Source organism: Actinokineospora lacus, assembly GCF_053813445.1.
Genome location: NZ_JBQERA010000010.1, coordinates 271,013 through 288,173, shown reverse-complemented (window position 1 = coordinate 288,173; position 17,161 = coordinate 271,013). Strand labels below are relative to the sequence as shown.

Annotated in this window: 22 protein-coding genes and 2 pseudogenes; 12 read left to right on the top strand and 12 right to left on the bottom strand. The window is 69.6% G+C overall.

Annotated elements, in window-relative coordinates; all coding sequences use genetic code 11:
* The 7 genes and pseudogenes from ACTG9Q_RS24790 to ACTG9Q_RS24760 form a co-directional block, all read left to right on the top strand.
* Nucleotides 1-111: pseudogene (locus ACTG9Q_RS24790) on the top strand (IS5/IS1182 family transposase); the annotation flags it as partial.
* A gap of 468 nt (nt 112-579) precedes the next feature.
* Nucleotides 580-792: a hypothetical protein gene (locus ACTG9Q_RS24785; protein ID WP_455575283.1), complete on the top strand. Its 213-nt coding sequence runs from the start codon at nt 580-582 to the stop codon at nt 790-792.
* 79 nt (nt 793-871) lie between these two features.
* Nucleotides 872-1,342 carry a hypothetical protein gene (locus ACTG9Q_RS24780; protein ID WP_455575282.1) on the top strand — a complete coding sequence of 157 codons (471 nt, stop codon included), beginning with the start codon at nt 872-874 and terminating at the stop codon, nt 1,340-1,342.
* Between the two features lie 224 nt (nt 1,343-1,566).
* Nucleotides 1,567-2,763: a helix-turn-helix domain-containing protein gene (locus ACTG9Q_RS24775; protein WP_455575281.1), complete on the top strand. Its 1,197-nt coding sequence runs from the start codon at nt 1,567-1,569 to the stop codon at nt 2,761-2,763.
* A gap of 199 nt (nt 2,764-2,962) precedes the next feature.
* On the top strand, nt 2,963-3,322 hold the full coding sequence (locus ACTG9Q_RS24770; protein ID WP_455575280.1) for a hypothetical protein: 360 nt from the start codon (nt 2,963-2,965) through the stop codon (nt 3,320-3,322).
* A 165-nt stretch (nt 3,323-3,487) separates the two neighbouring features.
* Nucleotides 3,488-3,877: an RNA polymerase-binding protein RbpA gene (locus ACTG9Q_RS24765; RefSeq protein ID WP_455575279.1), complete on the top strand. Its 390-nt coding sequence runs from the start codon at nt 3,488-3,490 to the stop codon at nt 3,875-3,877.
* Between the two features lie 13 nt (nt 3,878-3,890).
* Nucleotides 3,891-4,076: a hypothetical protein gene (locus ACTG9Q_RS24760; RefSeq protein ID WP_455575278.1), complete on the top strand. Its 186-nt coding sequence runs from the start codon at nt 3,891-3,893 to the stop codon at nt 4,074-4,076.
* On the opposite strand, the gene ACTG9Q_RS24755 is transcribed toward ACTG9Q_RS24760, so the two are convergent.
* Nucleotides 4,073-4,594 (bottom strand): AAA family ATPase, encoded by a 522-nt coding sequence (locus tag ACTG9Q_RS24755; protein ID WP_455575277.1) that lies wholly within the window; start codon nt 4,592-4,594, stop codon nt 4,073-4,075. The genes ACTG9Q_RS24760 and ACTG9Q_RS24755 overlap by 4 nt on opposite strands.
* 148 nt (nt 4,595-4,742) lie before the next feature.
* On the opposite strand from ACTG9Q_RS24755, the gene ACTG9Q_RS24750 reads away from it, so the two are divergent.
* Entirely contained in the window at nt 4,743-5,186 is a 444-nt protein-coding gene (locus ACTG9Q_RS24750) for a hypothetical protein (RefSeq protein ID WP_455575276.1), read from the top strand.
* Here the strand turns inward: ACTG9Q_RS24750 and ACTG9Q_RS24745 are convergent.
* Complete coding sequence (locus ACTG9Q_RS24745) at nt 5,138-6,262, bottom strand: hypothetical protein (protein WP_455575275.1); 1,125 nt, start codon at nt 6,260-6,262, stop codon at nt 5,138-5,140. The two genes, ACTG9Q_RS24750 and ACTG9Q_RS24745, sit on opposite strands and share 49 nt — an antisense overlap.
* A 351-nt stretch (nt 6,263-6,613) precedes the next feature.
* Here ACTG9Q_RS24745 and ACTG9Q_RS24740 point away from each other — a divergent pair, with 351 nt between their 5' ends.
* Both ACTG9Q_RS24740 and ACTG9Q_RS24735 read left to right on the top strand, forming a co-directional pair.
* A complete protein-coding gene (locus ACTG9Q_RS24740) occupies nt 6,614-7,378 on the top strand; it encodes a hypothetical protein (protein WP_455575274.1) in 765 nt (254 codons plus the stop codon).
* A gap of 356 nt (nt 7,379-7,734) precedes the next feature.
* Nucleotides 7,735-7,968, top strand: a complete 234-nt coding sequence (locus tag ACTG9Q_RS24735) for a hypothetical protein (RefSeq protein WP_455575273.1) — start codon at nt 7,735-7,737, stop codon at nt 7,966-7,968.
* Nucleotides 7,969-8,189: 221 nt separating this feature from the next.
* Here the strand turns inward: ACTG9Q_RS24735 and ACTG9Q_RS24730 are convergent, their stop codons facing one another.
* From ACTG9Q_RS24730 to ACTG9Q_RS24715, 4 genes are all read right to left on the bottom strand, one after another.
* A complete protein-coding gene (locus ACTG9Q_RS24730) occupies nt 8,190-8,942 on the bottom strand; it encodes a hypothetical protein (RefSeq protein ID WP_455575272.1) in 753 nt (250 codons plus the stop codon).
* The gene (locus ACTG9Q_RS24725) at nt 8,939-9,088 is read right to left on the bottom strand and encodes a hypothetical protein (RefSeq protein ID WP_455575271.1); all 150 of its coding nucleotides are present in this window, start codon (nt 9,086-9,088) and stop codon (nt 8,939-8,941) included. Before ACTG9Q_RS24725 ends, ACTG9Q_RS24730 begins: the two co-directional genes overlap by 4 nt.
* Before the next feature lie 124 nt (nt 9,089-9,212).
* Nucleotides 9,213-10,601, bottom strand: coding sequence for a pentapeptide repeat-containing protein (locus ACTG9Q_RS24720; protein WP_455575270.1), 1,389 nt, complete (start codon nt 10,599-10,601; stop codon nt 9,213-9,215).
* 568 nt (nt 10,602-11,169) lie between these two features.
* On the bottom strand, nt 11,170-11,595 hold the full coding sequence (locus tag ACTG9Q_RS24715; protein WP_455575269.1) for a hypothetical protein: 426 nt from the start codon (nt 11,593-11,595) through the stop codon (nt 11,170-11,172).
* A gap of 440 nt (nt 11,596-12,035) precedes the next feature.
* Between ACTG9Q_RS24715 and ACTG9Q_RS24710 the strand changes: the two genes are divergently transcribed.
* Nucleotides 12,036-13,193 (top strand): hypothetical protein, encoded by a 1,158-nt coding sequence (locus tag ACTG9Q_RS24710; RefSeq protein ID WP_455575291.1) that lies wholly within the window; start codon nt 12,036-12,038, stop codon nt 13,191-13,193.
* A 36-nt stretch (nt 13,194-13,229) separates the two neighbouring features.
* Here the strand turns inward: ACTG9Q_RS24710 and ACTG9Q_RS24705 are convergent.
* The 5 genes and pseudogenes from ACTG9Q_RS24705 to ACTG9Q_RS24685 form a co-directional block, all read right to left on the bottom strand.
* Nucleotides 13,230-13,331: pseudogene (locus ACTG9Q_RS24705) on the bottom strand (hypothetical protein); the annotation flags it as partial.
* Nucleotides 13,332-13,512: 181 nt separating this feature from the next.
* Nucleotides 13,513-13,791 carry a hypothetical protein gene (locus ACTG9Q_RS24700; RefSeq protein ID WP_455575268.1) on the bottom strand — a complete coding sequence of 93 codons (279 nt, stop codon included), beginning with the start codon at nt 13,789-13,791 and terminating at the stop codon, nt 13,513-13,515.
* Between the two features lie 102 nt (nt 13,792-13,893).
* On the bottom strand, nt 13,894-14,409 hold the full coding sequence (locus tag ACTG9Q_RS24695; RefSeq protein ID WP_455575267.1) for a hypothetical protein: 516 nt from the start codon (nt 14,407-14,409) through the stop codon (nt 13,894-13,896).
* Between the two features lie 57 nt (nt 14,410-14,466).
* Nucleotides 14,467-14,634, bottom strand: coding sequence for a hypothetical protein (locus ACTG9Q_RS24690; RefSeq protein ID WP_455575266.1), 168 nt, complete (start codon nt 14,632-14,634; stop codon nt 14,467-14,469).
* Nucleotides 14,635-15,764: 1,130 nt separating this feature from the next.
* Entirely contained in the window at nt 15,765-16,127 is a 363-nt protein-coding gene (locus tag ACTG9Q_RS24685) for a hypothetical protein (RefSeq protein WP_455575265.1), read from the bottom strand.
* 260 nt (nt 16,128-16,387) lie between these two features.
* Here ACTG9Q_RS24685 and ACTG9Q_RS24680 point away from each other — a divergent pair, with 260 nt between their 5' ends.
* Entirely contained in the window at nt 16,388-16,513 is a 126-nt protein-coding gene (locus ACTG9Q_RS24680) for a hypothetical protein (protein ID WP_455575264.1), read from the top strand.
* Between the two features lie 269 nt (nt 16,514-16,782).
* Here ACTG9Q_RS24680 and ACTG9Q_RS24675 read toward each other — a convergent pair whose 3' ends face one another.
* Nucleotides 16,783-17,016, bottom strand: a complete 234-nt coding sequence (locus tag ACTG9Q_RS24675) for a hypothetical protein (RefSeq protein ID WP_455575263.1) — start codon at nt 17,014-17,016, stop codon at nt 16,783-16,785.
* Nucleotides 17,017-17,161: the final 145 nt, after the last annotated feature.

Genomic DNA, 17,161 nt, shown 5'->3' with positions numbered 1-17,161 from the left:
CACCAGTACAAACGCCTACGCACCCGCTGGGAACGACGAGCAGACCTGCATCAGGGATTACTGTCCCTGGGCTGCGCGATGATCTGCTACCGACGCCTCTACTCATTCTGACAGGAGCTCTAAGCGGCTCGTTCAGTCCGCCGACGAAATCCCGGGTGGTGGCCGTATGAGGACCTTGATAAGGGTTATTATGTCAAGCTAAAGTGCTTGCCGTCGCTAACTTCTACAAGCGGCCTCACTCGCTGTGATTCCTCGACCCTCGAGGCTAGAATGGTTGCGTGTACGGCCCGCGCCCAGGGCCGCGGCGACGCAGGACGGCGTCAGTCGCAACGACTGAAAGGCACGAGCCGCCGCGCTCGTGCCCATGAAGCAGAATCAAGGTACGGAAGGTGTCGAGTCACCAGGCCCCTTCCAGCATGTCTCGGTCGTAAAGGGCGTTCTGGCACGAACTGAGACGTTTCGGGTGGCGAACGGGCTCAGCTGACGACAACCGTGTTGGTGGGTTGTCGGTCGAGCTGACGCCCGCCCGCGGTCTTCCTCGATCGGCACCCCCAAGGGGTACGAGAGGAAGACCCGAAGATGTTGGCCCCCATCATCATCACCCACTGCTTCGCCGCGCTGATCTCGTGGCGGCTGGTCGGAGTGGTCGTCACCAACGCCGACGCCAAGCACCGCCAGGACGCCATGCGCCTGTGCGGCTACATCTGGGGCAGCTGCTCGATCGGCGGCGGCCTGGTCTCCGCCGCGATGCAGTTGCACGAGCACGGCGTGTTCGCCCACTTGCTCCAGTAGGACAGCCCACGGATCGAGCGGGTCATCAGCCGCGGCAGGATCGTCTGCCGCGGCTGATCAACCCGCCTACGCTGTGCCGATGCTCGACCCAGCCCTCATCGGCCTCATCGGCGTCGGAATCGGCGGCATCATCGGCGCTGGCGGCACCACCCTCGCCGCGCTGATCACCACCGGTCGCACCCGCAAGGACAAGCGCCGCGAACTCCAACTCAGCGCCTACGCCCAAGGCATGGCTGCCGTCAGCGGATTCGGTAACTGCAACAACCTGGAGGACGTTCGTGCGACCCAGGCACGGTTGCTCGAGGCCCGACTGCACATCCGCCTGGTGGGATCGACGCAGACCAGCGACGCATTCGACCGCCATGCCGAGCTCACCGCGTTCTTCCTCGACCAGCTCCACGCCGAGGCCACCAAGGCCGTCTCCTTCAAGAGCGCAGAGCGCCGGACCAGGGAAGCGATCCCGGCAGCCAAGGAGAAGGAGTTCACCGACACCCACAAGGCGTTCATCGACGCGGCCCGCCGCGATCTCGGTATCCCTGGCTGGGATTGACCATGCCCTGCCACATCGCCGGGCGAGTGGAGTACCGGCTCGACGGGAACCGTGTCACCGAGGTCATGCCCGAGGCGTGTCCCAACGACCATCACCACCAGCGGGTCAGGAGAACTGAGGCGTTGCCCACGGGCGCGGAGAGAGACCGCGGGAGGGCCGGGTGCCCATAAGCTGGTACCGCGGGTGGGCGTTCGTCGGTGAAGGTCTCGGGGGAGGGATGTCCGGTGTACGTGGATGGTGTCGGGATCGGGCGTCGTGTGCGGGAGATCAGGGCGTGGCGGGGGTTGACCCTGTCGGCGGTGGCGCAGGTGGCGGGGATGTCGCCGGGCTATCTGTCGATGATCGAGCGTGGTTTGCGGCCGGTGACCAAGCGGCGGGTGTTGGAGTCGTTGGCCGCGGCGTTGCGGGTCGCGCCGGGTGAGCTGACTGGCACCCCGGATCTTCCCGCCGATGCCGACGCGGCCCGCGCGCGGTCGGGGACCGCGTTGTTGGCCGATGTGTTGGGCGGGTGGCGTCTGGATGAGTACCCCGACGCCCCGGATCGTCCGTGGTCGCTGGTGCTTGCCGACGTCGATCGGCTCAACCTGCGTTTGCGCCCCGGCGGGGACGACGCCGGGCAGGCCGAACTGCTGCCCGCCCTGATCCGTGACTTATTGGCCGCGGCGGGCCGGGCGAAGACGCGGCGCGCGGCGTTGGCGGCGTTGGTGACCGTCTACCACGCGGCCGACAGCCTCTCGGCCCGTCTCGGTGTTCCGGGCGCGGCGATGCTGGCCACCGACCGTGTCGCCCAGGCCGCCGACGCCTTGGGTGATCCGGTGTGGTGCGCGGTGGCGTCGTGGTCGCGGGTGCACCTGATTTCCGGCACCAACCGGGCTCGGCAGTACGAGTTGGCCACGCGCGCGGCGGACACGATCACCGCCCAGCGCCCGGAGACGCTGGGCATGGTGCACCTGAGTGCGGCGTTCGCCGCGGCGGTGCTCGGCGACACCGATCGCGCCGAGGTCCACCTGCGCGAGGCCGCCGACGTCGCCGACCGCATCACCGGCGAGGTGAGCCCGTGGCCAGCGGGATTGATGCACTTCGGGCGGGCCAACGTCGGCATCTGGCGGGTGGCCATCGGGGTGGAGACCGGCAGGCACGCCTGGGTGCACGACACCGCCGCGACGATCCACCTCGACGCCATGCCCGCCTCCCGCCGCGCGGCGTACTGGGCCGACTACGGCCGGGCCCTGCTCGGCGAACGCCGCCGCCGCGGGGAGGGCATCGCCGCCCTGATGCGCGCCGAACGGATTGCCCCTCAACAACTGCGCGCCAACCCCTACGCCCGCGACGCGGTGGTCACGGCACTGGCCGCGGCCATTCGTGACGCCGGTGGCCGCGACCTGCGCGGCCTGGCATGGCGCATGGGCATCGCCCCCTGACCGGGGAAGTCACTCGATCGGGGGACTTTCACACGGTGTGAAAATCGCGCCCCCGCACGCCCCTAGCGTCGCCCCGATCACGAGAGGAGACACGCGTGGAAGTGCTGCTGGTGCTCGGAGTGACCGCGGCGGTGGCGATCGGGGTCGTGGTGGTCGGAGAGCTGAGCGCCCTCCGCCACGCGCCCCGAGGACGGCGCCGATGACCCCGGAGCTGATCGACATGCTGGGCAAGCTCGCGCGCGCGGGATGGAGGTTCAGCTACCCGCGCGACGACGCTGGGCAGATCATCGCCGGGTACGGGGTGTGGGTGTGGCCGGGCGGCTGGTGGGACGGGCTGACCCTGCACGCCGAGAACGACGCCTTGGCGTTTCGCGCCGACCCCGAGGGCATGGTGACCTGGCACCGCCACGGCACCACGCTGGAGATGGCCCACGCCCTGCTCGACCTGCCCCGCCCCGGCGAACGCAACGCCCCCCACCTGTGCACCGGCCGCCGCGCCCCCGACCTGCGCCTGCCCCCGGGCAGCGCCCTGGCACTGGTCAACGCTCTGGCGTCGTGATCCCCACGTCGGTGCTATCCGAACGCGGGCCGTCGAGTCCCCCACACCGGGGGTGTCCTCCGGTGATCGTCGGCCCGATCGGCCCGGGGCGGTCCTCCCCGCCGCCCCGGGCCTGCCTTCCACCATGCCGCCACCGGCGGCACATCCACGCAGCCGAGGAAACCCATGTATGCCCGCGGTCCACTCAGATCTCTCCGGCCTGCCCCCGATATCGGCGCCCAACGGACTTCACCGACCGAGGCACCGGCACCCCAGACCCAGGTGTCCTATCGCTGCCCCCTGCCCTACGACGGGCACCCCAGCCACGAGTTCACGCGCGCGTTCAGCGCCGAGAAGGGTGTCAGCCCGCCGGAGTTCTGGACCTGCCCCCGCCACGGCGTCGAAAGCCGACGAGCCCAGAGCACCGGCCCGGACACCCGCAGGGTCAAGCGGCAGCGAACCCACTGGGACATGCTGCGCGAGCGCCGCACCATCCCCGAGCTGAACGCCCTGCTGACCGAACGCCTGGCAGCGCTGTGCGAACAGCGCGACCCGGGCGCCTCGACCGCCAACTAGGTGAGGGCTGACGATGTTCGAGGTCTTCCTCAGTCGGATTCCCGGCACCCAAGCCCACCGGGACCACCAGGCGGTGACGCGCAGGCTTCACGACGCCGGGGACGCCATCCGGCGGCAGTACGACCCCGCGGCGCTGAGGCAGGAGGCGGATCGCCTGTTCGCGCTCGCCGAGGACGTTCGTGATCGACGGCGGCCTTAGTGCGGGTTCTGTCGGTCATCGCTGCCGGTCGGGTGGCTGGTCTCGGCGTCCTGGTGGCGGATGACCAGGACGGCGTAGGGCTCGGAGAGCAGGCGCGGAAGCTGGGGGGCCAGCGCCTCGAACTGGGCGCGGATGTCGTCGCCGGGGGCGCGGCGGGCGCGGTCCTGTTGTCGGCGCAGGCAGGTGGCGAGGCTGACGCGCAGCACGACCGCGACGGCGGGAAGTCCGTGCTGGGCGGCGATTGCCCGGACGGCCGCACGGCGGTCGGGTTGGACGTGGGTGCCGTCCACGATGCTGCCGAGTCCGGCCGCGCACCGGGCCCGCAACAGCTCGTGCACCTGGTCGACGGCGGCCGGGGTGACCGTGCGCCAATCGCCGGTCAGGTCGTGCTGGACGGTGTCGTAGGACAGCACTGCCAGCTCGGGCACGGCCGCGGACCAGCGCGCGGCCAATGACGACTTTCCCGCGCCGGAGGGGCCGATCAAGGTGATCACCGACGGAAAGGGCACCAAGTCCATACCCGCCAGAGTCGCGCGGGGATGTCGCCGTTCTGTCTCCGATCGCCGATCGGAGATCACCGGTGGGCGGTGTGAGCTGCGCGGACACACGTTCGGGGGGCCGCACGCTCGACACACCGGGAACGCCGACGATGCGGCACCTGCCCGGGTGCTCTCGGCCAGGACCCGCGCGCGCGGCCTCGTCTTCGGCCTCATCGGCGGCGGTGCGCTTCCGGTCGGCCTCGGCCTCGGCGGCGACGTCGTCCACGACCCGCTGCAGGGCGGCCTGGCGCTCGACGTCGGGCGCGGCCAAGCGGCGCTGCGCCCCCTGCCAGCCAGCGCCCAGCTTCCCGGCCTCGATGAACAACGGGCCGAACCGGTCGAGGCCGTGGGTGACGGGCACCCACAGCGCGGCGGCGAACAGCTCCCGCAGGGCCTGCTCCTCGGCGCGACGCTGCTCGACCTCGGACAGGCACAGGGCGATGACGCGATGACCTGGGCCGCTTGCCGGTACCGTCCAGCCGGCCCGCACAGTGCTGGGCTACTCGCCGTCCTGCGGGGTGGTCACCCGTTCCCAGTCGGTTTCGTCGGGGGTGCCGGGGCGATGGGATAGGGGACGCCTTCGATATGGCGTTGTGGGGGGTTGTCCCCGACGCGGACCCAGCGGATGTTGTTGTGGTCGGTGAAGGCGATCACGGGGACGTCCGGAGCGTGCGGGTCGCGGGGCGGGTCGTAGGTCAGGCTGACGGGTACTTCATAGTCGTTCTCTGTGCCGGGGTGGAGGGTGGATGGCGGGGGTTTCAACAGGTCGCCGTGCTCATCGCCGGTCCAGTGGTCGTCGCCGTAGACCCAGTCGACCGTGATGGCAGGGCTTTCGGGCACGGCGAAGCCCAGCAGGGTCACCTCCTGAACAGGGTGGTTGCTGTGGTTGGTGATCGTGAGGTCTCTCGCGCCACTGCCGCGTAGCTGCGCGTTATAGGGGTGAAGGCTTTCAACAGTGGCCGTGATCAGGCGGGCCTGCGTGGCGTCCGGGTCGTGGTCGCGTGAGCGGGGCAGGACGTCCACGGGCACGGTCCACGCGCCTTCGTGGCCGTTGCTCTCGCAAGTGATCAGCAGCCGTACGGGTTGGTGGCTGAATTCCTGTGCCCAGGCTTCGGGGGAGCATCCCGACGGCACGGGGCTGGGCTCCAGGGCGAAGACCAGTCGGCTGCCTCGGCGCAGAGATCGGGAAGGCGCGGTGCGCCCGTCGGTCGACGCGCCGTCGCCCTCGGGGCGTAGCTGCCACGGCGCCCACACGACGGGTTCCCCCGGAACAGGCGGGCACACGCGGTCGTCCCGGATCTCGACGGTTACCGCGGACAGGTCCCGCGGGCCGGTCAAGGCGATGTCCAGAAGCGCCGTGACCCCGGGGCGCGGTGTCGTTCCCGGCCCGTTGACCACAACCGAGCACGCGAGCACCGGCTCCAGCTCGTCGTGGCGGCGTTCCTTCTCGATCTGCGCCATCGTGGCCGCGCCCTCGGCGGAGATCCTGGCCGCCTCCGCCGAGGCGGTGGCGGCGTCGGCCGAGCGGCTGCTGCTGCGCGCCGCGCCGAAGGCGACCAGCACCGCCGCCACCGTCACCACAACCCCAGCGATGCCGACGACGCCGCCGATGAAGTCCCACCACCCGCGCGCGTCCTGCACGGCCACATCGGCCCACATGTCCATGCCGCACAGTCTCGGGCCTGCCGCATCCTGGCCGCTGTCCCCACGCCGTGTTCCTCGCCCGCGAGGCCGAGGCAGACTATGGACCCGACGAGCACGGGCTGCGGTCCGGCTTGGCCGAGGTCACCACCGGCCGACGGGTGGAGTGGGCGAGCGCCGAGGCCGCCGCCGACTCGCGCGCTGTTCCCCGGGCTCGTCGACTAGCGCCAGGCCACCGGCCCCCGGGCCGGTCCCCGTGAACCGACCGCGCCGCGACGACCGGGCCGTCGAGCACGATCTCGACACGGTGGGCCGATTGCCGGATGACTCGTCCCGGAACCCTGGTTTCATTGGCCGGTGTCGATCACATCTCAGGTTGCCAACGAGTTGGGTTGGACCGTCGCCGCGGTATGGGTGTCGGTGGGGGGTGTGGTGGTCGCTGTAGCGGCGATCGTCGTCGCCGCATGGGTCACTCGCCGCTACTCACGCAAGCGGCGACACCTTTTCTACAACGTCACCGCTGTGCCGATCGTGCGTCCCGTGAATCCTGCTTTCCAGGGGGAAGTGGAAGTGATCGTGCGCCGCCCCGGATCGGACGAAGCGTTGAACGATCCGCATGTGGTCACACTCTTCATCGTTAGCCGAAGCGATGACGACATCACTCCCGGATGTTTCCAGGGGCCGTTGATATTCGACTTCAACGTTCCGGTCATCGCTTTGATGGAAAGTAATTCCGAACCCGGCCGAAAAGGTGTTTCCCCGCCTGGTGTCGAGACGACGGCGAGCGCCCTCCACGTCAGGCCCAGCTTGATCACGACAACGCACAAACTCTGGTATTCGCTACTGGTCGAGGGACAGCCAGCGCTGAGCATCGACGGTTCACCCGCAAACGTGGTCATCGACGACAGTCGCAACTCGCGCGTGGGGGGCAGGCTGGCGTGGCCGCTGCTGGCGACTGCCTGCATGCTCTCATTTTCCGTTGATCTTTTCATTGCCTTCGGCGGCTCTCGCGTGGGGGTCCCGTGGTTTAAATTGACGCTGTTGCCAACCGCGATGTTGGTAACTGTTGTTCTTGTGATTTACGCGTACCGCTTGAGGGGAGCGCAAAAAGAGCGCGAATGACGCTGCGAGTGGAGATTCGGTGACATCCCGCTGTGCGGGGTCGCCACCACGACGTATCCGCCGGCCCCATCGGGTGGTTTAGCGTAGATTCGCTGCCGATTCCATTCGCGTGGCCGCATCGACTGGGTGTGACAGGTCTGCGATCTGGTGGGGTGGATGATCGCTGAGACCTTCGCCGTTCCCGGGGGCGTTGGTGGCGCCAGGCCGCTGGCCGTGCGGCGTGCCGGTTCACGGTGTCGCGGGTGGTGTTGCGGCGTTGGGCTCGGCGAACCAGTGGCGCGGCCCCTGTCAGTCCGCGCCCAGTTTCTCGGCTTCGGTGATCAGGGGGCCGAGTCGGTCGAGGCTGTGGGGGACGTGTGTCCACAGCGCGCGGCGGCACCGAGCGAGTTCTGCGGGAGCACCGTGAGCGGCTGCGCCGCGAGGTCCGCGCCGAGCTGGCCGAGGCCGGCGCCGAGTTCGAGGCCGCCCGCGTCCGCCGCGACCACCTGATCCGCCGCATGGGGGCGTGGGGCGAGAGCCTGCGGAGCATCGCCGGCGATGCGCGCGTGGGCCACGTGCAGGTCCGCAACATCCTCCACCGCCCTCACTGAACGCATCGACCCTCGTCCCGCTCGACACCACAACCGACCCGGCCACGGCCGCCGTCCCGCCGCACGCGGGCGCGGCCCTGGCGGGCGGTCGGTGACGAGGACCAGGCCGCCCCAGGCCAAGGTGGACCGGCCGCGTGCAGCAGCCAGGCCGCGGGGACGGGCTCGGTTCCTTGAGCCCGCCGCGGGCGGCTTGGTGCTTGCCGTGCGCACCGCGTCGATCGTCAGGCGAGGGTGGCCGGCGGGGCGTTGGTGGGGTCGGCGGCGGGTTGTGGTCCCGGTTCCTGGTGGGTGGTCGGGATCAGTCCTTCGACGCGGGCGGCGGCGTCGGTGCGCAGGACGAAGGACCAGTCGGCGATTTTGCCGGTGCGTTTGCCTCGGGTGGCGTAGGTGTGGCGGCGGGTGGGGTACCAGCGTTGGCCGGGTTCGGTGCGTTGGGAGTTGAGCAGGTCCAGCACCTGCTGGTGCAGGTCGTCGATGGTGAGGGAGTCGGCGAGGCGTTGTTCGGCGGCGAGGTTGATCGCCTCGCGGGCGGTGGCGCAGTGCTGGATGGTCAGGGGCTGCTCGGTGTGGGCCCGGATGACTCCGTACCACCGGCAGGGACGGCGGTTGCCCCGGCTGTCGGTGTAGTCGGCGGCGAACTCCACGGCCGTCCCGACCAGGGGCCGGGTGGGCACCTTGTAGAAGTGGTCCTCGCCGCCTGCTTTCGTCCAGAACACGCGGTAGAGGCCGCTGGGGCGGGTGGGGTCGACGCCGGGGAGGATGGCGGCCCGGTTCTTGCCGCGCCGGTGTGTCTCCCACACGGGGACGCGGGTGAGCGCTCCGTGGTCGATCGGCAGCACCTCCACCTCGGCCTCGGGGCCGGTGCTCATCGGGCCTTCCTCGGTGGTCTCGCCGCGGATGGTGTGGGTTGCGGGGAAGGCGCCGGGACCGGGCGGCGCGGTGTGGGCGCCCTGGGTGCTGATGGTGTCGGTCATGGCGTGAAGGGCGCCTTCAGGGATTCGAGGACGTCCCAGACGTGGCCGCGCTGGTGGTGGTAGCCCATGAAGAACTGGGACTGCTGCTCGATGTTCGGGCGGACCTCGGCCCGGTTCTGCTGCGCGAGCACGTCGACCGCCTGCACGACTAGGTGTGGCCCCGCATCACCCTCACGGCCCCGGTCTGAGGCTCAACACCGCCGCCACCCTCCACCGCTACCCGCATCCACACCCGGTCACCAGTTAGCGAACGCCGACCTTCGGTGCGATTCATTCAAATCTGATTGGCCCACTTAAGGGCACACCCATGGCGCCGGTGAGGTTGGCGCGGTTGCGTTTGGTGTCTTCGAGGTGAGCGCCGTTGAGGTTGGCGCCGGTGAATTTGGTGTGGTCGAGGTGGGTGCCGATGAGGTCGGCGTGGCTGAGGTCGGCGCCGGTGAAGTTGGCGTGGGTGAGGTTGGCGTCGGTGAGGTCGGCGCTGATGAGGTTGGCGTCGGTGAGGTCGGTGTAGTAGAGGTTGGCGTCGGCGAGGTTGGTGCCGCTGAGGTTGGCGCCGATGAGGCCAGCGTGGGTGAGTTTGGCGTGGGTGAGGTTGGCGTTGCCAAGGACAGCGCCGGTGAGGCCTGCGTGGGCGAGGTTGGCGTCGGTGAGGTTGGCGTGGGTGAGATAGGCGCCGGTGAGATAGGCGCCGGTGAGGTCGGTGGCGGTGAGGCTGCTGCCGGTGAGGTCGGCGCCGGTGAGGTCGGTGTAGGCGAGGTTGGCGCCGGTGAGGTCGGCGTGGGCGAGGTCGGCGTGGGCGAGGTTGGCGCCGGTGAGGTCGATGGTGGTGGTTTCCCAGTAGTGCGGGCCGGGTTGTCGGTGGCGGGTGAGGATGCGTTGGGCGGTGAGGCGGACTTGCTGTTCTTGGGCGAGGTCGTTGAGTCGCTGCTGGTGTTGTTGCTGTTCCTCGGGTGTCAGTTGTTGCTGTTCCTCGGGTGTCAGTGGGGCCGGTTCTTCGTCGGTGTCTGTGGTGTTTGTGGTGGGGAGGGTGGGGACGGGCATCCGGAGGTAGGCGCAGATGACGTTGAGGATGGTCTCGCGTTGGGTGAGGCTGCCTTCGCCGAGGCGTTGCAGGGCATAGAGGCCACCGAGGCGGACGGCGGCTTTGTCGCTGCCGAGTTGTTCCACCGCCTTGGTATAGAGGTCGGTGATGCGGCGCTCAGTGGCGTCGTGGACCGTGTCGACGGCGCTGGTCTCCTGGTGCCACTGGCGGCGCACGGCCAGCAGCAGCGCGAACACCGCCCCGGCCCCGGCGGCGGCGGCGAGCCCGGTCTTGATGGCTTCTACGCGGGCCCCCGGCCGGGCGGCGGGTCCGGCCTGGTCGGCCTCGGCGAGCAGGTGCTCGACGGCGACCCACCCGACCAGGGCCACCACGACCGCGGCGCCGAGCATCATGGGCCAGCCCAGCCCCGAGCGGGCCGCGGGCGCGTCACCGCCGGGCTTCAGCGACCGCCCGACAACCACCACGACCACCAGCGCGAGCACCGTCACCGCGACCGGCACGGCGTGGGCCAACACCCACTGCCCGAGCGCGGCCAGGGACAGCCACCCCGCCCACACGCAGACCGCCACCAGCACCGCGGCCAGGGCGGCACCGACCCGGCAGGCCAACTTGATCACCGCGCCTCGCCTGGCTCGGGACGTGAGCGCTCGGGGCGCCCGTGTTCGCGGCGTGCTGTTGGCGTGATCCACACCGGTACCATCGCACTTCCCTCACCGCTGTTCCCTGCCGGCGGATCTCGTACTCCTCGGGGCAGCGGATCATCGCCGCGGGCGGGCCACGCTCGGCGCGGCCTGCCGTCGAGCGCGGTGTCGCCGACCTCGGCGTGACCAGGGCGACGACCGTGCTACGCATCGCCGATGCCAGACGCGCCCTGGGGTGAGCGCGCCAGGTTTGCGCCACTGCGCGTCCTCGGTCTTCAGGGGCACCCCCACCAGCCCCGCCGCGGCCCCACACCCCGCAGGTCCCACGTGCACAGGATGGCGGCCCCCTGCTGGTGGTAAATCATTTTTCCCGCCGGACGTACCCGCCAAAATGTGCACATAAATTATCGTCCTGACGCGGAAATCATTTAAACTGCCCGAAAATTCGTATGGTGCCCTAGAAATTCTTGTAAATTAACGGGCGATAGACCGGGTATCCCCATGCCTGGATGGCCTTACGCCTCCCAGTGGGGCCGTCAGGGCCTCAAACGGCTCGTTGGACGTGCGATTTCCCAGGTTTCAGCGGGGGGCGGTCGGTGTTGTTGGCCGATCCGTAGCGGCGTCCGCGCAGCTCGGCGACGCGGGTCAGGACGGGCAGCCACCGCCGGTCCGCCCACCCGTTGGCCTGCATGGCGATGTTCAGGTGGGCGACCACCAGCGACGTCACGTTGTCGATGTAGCGCCCCGCTTGACGCTCCTGCCGGCGCAGGTGGGTGGCCAGGCCGGTGGCCTGGCGGGTCAGCTTGTGGACCTCCCACCAGTCTTCTTCATCCCCGACCATCAGCGCGGCAGCGTCACGCTGAGACGCCTTCCACGCGTCCTGAGCACGTCGCCCCAGGTGCGCGGCCTTGTTGGCCAGGGCCAGCGCGTTGGCCTCGGTAGCCCAGACATGCAAACCCGCCACGATCACCACTCTATTCGCTGGTCGTGACGCTCGTTGGTCACCGCGGGTACTTGCCCGGACGGCTTCCTGGCTGCCTCGCACCGGGGTGGACGTCCGTTTCCCCGCGGTCACCACCACGCGCCGATGGTCGCCTCATCAGTGACGACCCCGGTGATGATGATGGTGGTGCGGTCGCCTCGAATCGTTGCGAGATCCGTGCCAACTAGGTCGGCGCCGATGAGGTCGCCACCGACGACCGGCCGCCTTGGTGGTCTTGGCCGTGTCGGTCTCGACGTAGACAGCGACCACGATGATGTCGGGCCGGGTGCTGAGGCGTCGGACATCGCGGGTTCCTCCACGTGCTCGGGTGCGTGGGCATCGTAGGCGAGGACCGGCTCCGCCCCGGGCCACCGACGTCGGGGGTGTTCCGGTTGCGACTAAAGCGGCCCGTCCTGAACGATATGGGCGTGACCGTTTTTGACAATCTGGCCAGAGACAACAACCGACCTGCGTCCTACAGTGAATCGGACTTCGTTTTTCTCAATCGGGTTGCGGGTCCGTACTGGGATCAAGTGCGGGACCGGATCGAGTCGTGGGTGGCGGTGTATCCCGACGGCGAAAAGAAGGAGATCACCTCCCGGATTCGTGACGGTAGAAGCAATGTCAACCATCGCGGGGCGCTCTGGGAGCTCTACCTCCATGCGATGCTCACCGGCGCGGGATACGACGTCGAGTGCCACCCTGAACTGGAGCATACGACCAGGCGGCCGGACTTTCTGGCCACAAAGGGGGATGAGTCGTTCTACGTCGAAGCGCGTCGAATCTCGGGAAGCGACGCGAAGTCGGCCGAAGAGGCGCGATGGGCAACGATCATTGATAAACTCAACACCGTGGAAAGCCCGGACTTCCACCTATTGGTGGACATCTCCAAAGTTGGCCCAACATCGCCACCGGTTGCTCGGATCAAGAAACGGGTGGATGCGAAGCTGCGCCAACTCGGCCAAGATGGCACATCGAACGACGGTGAGGTGTCCGACACCGTCGAATGGGAGCAAGACGGCTGGGAAGTATCGATCAGATTTCTTCCGAAGTCCGAGCAGGCAAAGGTGCGTAAAGACTTCCGTCCGGTCGCGGCGCTGTCCGCGGGCGGTGTCTATATTGTCGACGATGTTAAACCCTTGCTCGGGGCACTCAAGGACAAGGGTAGCGCTTACGGACGCTTGTCCAAGCCGTTGGTCGTCGCTGTTTCCGTTAGCAGTTTCAACCTCGATCAAGACGACGTTTTCCAAGCGGTCTACGGTACTAAGGTCGAGCGTGAACACCTCTCCGGGGAAACAAGCACCTACAAGAGGGATGACGGTTACTGGTCCGACGACGCATCAAAAGCGCGCGGGGCCGACGGTATCCTGATTGCGCGCGACCCGATGTACAACACTTGGGGCTGGCTCGTCCCGGAATTGTGGCACAACCCGCACGGAAGAATCTGCCCTTCCCTGCCCATGTGGCGGCAGATTAAACACAGCGGCGGCACCTTGGTGTCGGTCCAAGAACCGAGCGCCCACCCCGGTGAAACGCTTGGCTTGCCGTCGCCTTGGCCGGAGGGAAAGCCCTTCCCCGACAACTGACGTGGCCGGGGCGGCGGTGCGCCAGTCCCCGGACAGCTCGTGCTGGGCGACGTCGTAGGACAACACCGCCAGACACGGCGCGGTGGCGGCCCACCGCGCGGCCAGCGTCGACTTGCCCGCGCCGGACGGGCCGATCATGGTCACCACCGCGGGCAGGGGGAACAGGTCCATGCCACCACGATCGCCCCGGGTTGTCGCACATCTGTCGCACGCCACCGGCCGGTGATCATCACCCGGGGCCGTGAGCTGCGCGATACTCGTTCAGGCGACAGCGCGCCGCGGCCGACACGGGTGCCCCGTCCGCCTGGCGGCTTCACCGTTAGTGGTTGACCGCCCACCACGGCCGCCGCGTCCCGACCGGTCCGGCCGGGGCTCGTCGGGGTCGCCACCACCCGCGCGGGCCTGCCCCGGCCTCGACGGCCTGGCCCTCGTTCTCGTCGGGGGAGCGGGCAAGCTCGACGGCGCGCACCGCGGCCGTGGGCGGCAGTACCCCGCCCACGGCGATGGCGCGGCGCACCGACCGTGACCCACGCACCTCGGCGACCTCGACCGCGCGGTCTTGGGCCAGGACCAGCCAGGTGGCCACGACCAGCCGCACCGCCTCGCCCGCCTAGACCACCGGGCCCGCGGTATTCGCCCGGCCCGGCGGGAGGACGGGCACGGCGGCGACGTCGACCAGCCGGGCGGGTGCGTCCGCGAGCTAGTCCGCGCCCTGGTCGACGGGCCCGGTTTCCTCGGGCACGCGCTCGCCCCACAGCGCCACCGCCCGCCCGCCGCGCTGCGGCCACCACAGCACCGCCCGTACCGGCACCCCGCCGACCAGCGGGGGACGGGTGTAGGCGGCGAACCCGGCCGCAGTGGGGGTGTCCTCGGCGCGCACCCGGTACCACCCGGGCAGGGGCGGTGCGGCCTCGGTGACGGTGGCGGCCAGGTGCTCGCCGATGTGGACCAGTTCGGCGGCGGCCAGCTCCCGGGCGGCGCGGTCCCGGTCGACCCGGGCCCGTCCGCGTCCGGGGGCAGTGTCCGGGGCCCGGGTCCGGCGGCCAGCCAGGCGTGCAGCTCGGCGCGGGCGGCCGGGACGTACTCGGCTCGCGCCGTGCGGCCAGGCCGTCGGCCAGCCGGGCGTCGACCGGCCAGGCCGGGCCGTGATCCTGGCCCTCGTCGTCCTCGGCCACCGGCGGGGCCCTTCCTGCTCGTCGTCCTGGTGGTCGCCCATCCTCCCGGGCCCTCGCCTGTCGACCGGCCGCGGCGCGCGGGCCCGGCCGGGGTCCGGTCATGGTTCGCCCGGCTGGGCCGCGGTGGCGGCCTCGACGGTGTGGCCGTGTTCGAGGATGCGGTGGGCGGCGCGGCGTCGGGCGGGGCGGGAGTGGAGGGCGACCAGGTGGGCCAGGGCCTCCACGGTCGCGGTCAGCAGTCGGGGGAGCTGGACTACCAGGGCCAAGGCGACGATCGGCCAGGGTGAGGGGCGGGCAGGGCGGCCATCCACGTGGGGATCTCGGGCAGGGCGTTCACGCTGCCCGGCCGGTGCGGGGTGAACCCGGCTCGGTGCGGGGTGGGTGCGGGTTCAGGTTTCGATCATGCGCCTCACCGTGCCCGACGGGCGTTGGCTGGGAGGTTGGTCTTCTGGCGGGTGGTGCCCAGTTGCCGGCGACGTGGCTCTGCGCGCCGCGGGCCTCGCCCTCCTCGGCGTGCATGGTGAGGGTCTGGACGTGGGCGGAAGGTGAGGGCCGGGATGGCGGGGCGTCCGCCGTGGCGGACGCCCCGCGGTCTTCTATGGGACCCGGGTGATCTGGACCGGCCCGATGGTGAGCGTGGCGTCGAGCAGCCACATGCCACTGATGACCAGGAACATACAGACCGCGATCACGGCTACCAGCCGTGTGGTCATCTCCCATGAGGCGAGCGCGTGAGCGAGGACGCCCATCAGCGTCTGCGGGGTGCTGGGCGGCCGGTCGGGGTGCCGTCTGTCGCCGGAGGGTGCCTGGTCGTCGCCTCTCGCTGGCACGGGGTCGTTCGAGGGTTCTAGCCTCATTACAGGTCGCCTTTCAGGGCTGGGTCAACGGTGCTCGACGAGGCGGACCTCTGCTGGCAGCGAGTAAAGGCGCTGGTCAGCGATGGTCCCGGCCGCGCTGGCAGGCGTGGCCGGGACCGACATCCATGACCGCTTCGTCATCACCGAGGTTATGGCCGATCAACAGGAGCGCAGGATGCTCCGTCGCCAATCGGCGGTCGGTCGACGGTTAGCGGTCGAAGGTCTTCGGTCGGACTGGCATTTGCCGATGTGGCCAACACCCTCTGATATCAAGAGAGACCACCTAGAGACGACCTGCGGAAACTGGCACCACCGAGCTGTAATTGTGTAGTGCCAAGGGATGGCGAGCGGTCGAATCATCTAGGGGTCGCCTACCGCTCACCGTAACGGCGGAAGACCTGCTCGCGGTGGGAAGTTGGGCCCGAGGGCCAGGGCACAGACCGGCCAGGGCGGGCAGGGCGGCCATCCACGCGGGGATCTCGGGCATGGCCGTCACGCTGCCCGGCCTGTGCGAGGTGAACGCGGGTTCGGGCCCGTGGTCATGAGGCCCACCGTGCCCGAACGGTATTGGTCGCCGGGTTGGTCAGGCTGTTGTGGAGATTGGTCGCGGTGAACCGCGCCCATATGGCCATCAGGCAACCCGCCGCGCGGTCAGGGTTCCCCCGCATCTGCGGGCGGTTGGTCTGGTGTCCATGCCGGGTCGGGGTCGGGCAGGGTGGCGGCGAACCGGGCCAGCGCCCTGGCGAGGGAGGGGGCAGGTCGGGGGTGTCGGCCGCGGTTTCCAGTGCGGCGGCGAGGGTGATCAGCACGTCGGGTTGGAGTAGCTGGGTCCAGCGGGTGACCTCGCTGCGGGCTTCGGGGACCAGGACGGCGAGGATGGCCTGGCTCCGCTGGTCGTCCACGACCACCGGCCGCCCGTCGTGGGGTGGTGGGCCGCCACCGGGGTGACCGGTTGCCGATCTTGCGGACGGCGTCGGACCCGGCCCGGATCACCTTCCGGGCCTCCCGGATCTCGCGCTGTTGGTGGGTTTCACGCACCGCCCCGCCTTGCCCCACCGGACCCGGGCACGCACCCCGCGCGAGCCGGGCGGCGTCTTCGGCTGCCGGGCGGTCGGGGCGTCGGCAGCGCGGCCAGAGGAGACCTGCGCTTCTTGTGATCCGCGTGGACGAGTTCGGCCCGCTGGATCTGCGGCAAAGCGGTTCTGAGCAGCGCGGCATCTACTTCAACTCGGTCTTGACCATGAACCTCGCGCCTGGGATGCTCGCATCTGTGTCGATCTTCCTCTAACGGCCTGAAACAGGCCGATTCCGCCGGTTTGTAGGAGAGCCATGTCTCCGGCCGGTCGATAGAGGGAGTGTCATCCATGCCTAAGCGGCGTATCACCCCCAGGCGACACCGTCACTGTGCTCAGTGCACGCCTCCACGGCGTTCATCCGGTGTCCTGCCGGTCGTCCTCTTCGTGCTCGGCCAGCTCATCCAGTACCTCATCCGTTAGCGTCCTAGCGCGGCGTGGGCCCCGTGGCCCACGCCGCGCTTCGCCCCGGGCACGTTCTCGGTTACCGGGCGGTCGGGGTGTCGGGGAGGGCGGCCAGGGGGACCTGCGCCCCCTCGGTGTCGTCCGTACCGCGGCCCAGTCCGATCGTCTGTTCGGCGGCCAGGGTGTTCAGGTCGCCTACCCGGTAGAGCGGCACGACCGTGCCTGAGCGCTTGGACCGGCGGGGGTTGCGGGCCCATTTGGTGGCGGTGAGCAGTCCGGCCCGGATCAGGTGTTCGACGTCGGTCCGCCGCACGCTCGGTGCGGTCGGTGAGGCGTTCCAGGGCGCGGCCGTCGTACATCGGGTGTCTGTGGTACTCGCCCACCTGTGTCACCAGGCCGCGCCGGTCCAGCTCGACCAGGACGGCGGTGTCGACGTCGACACCGAACCAGGCCGCCAA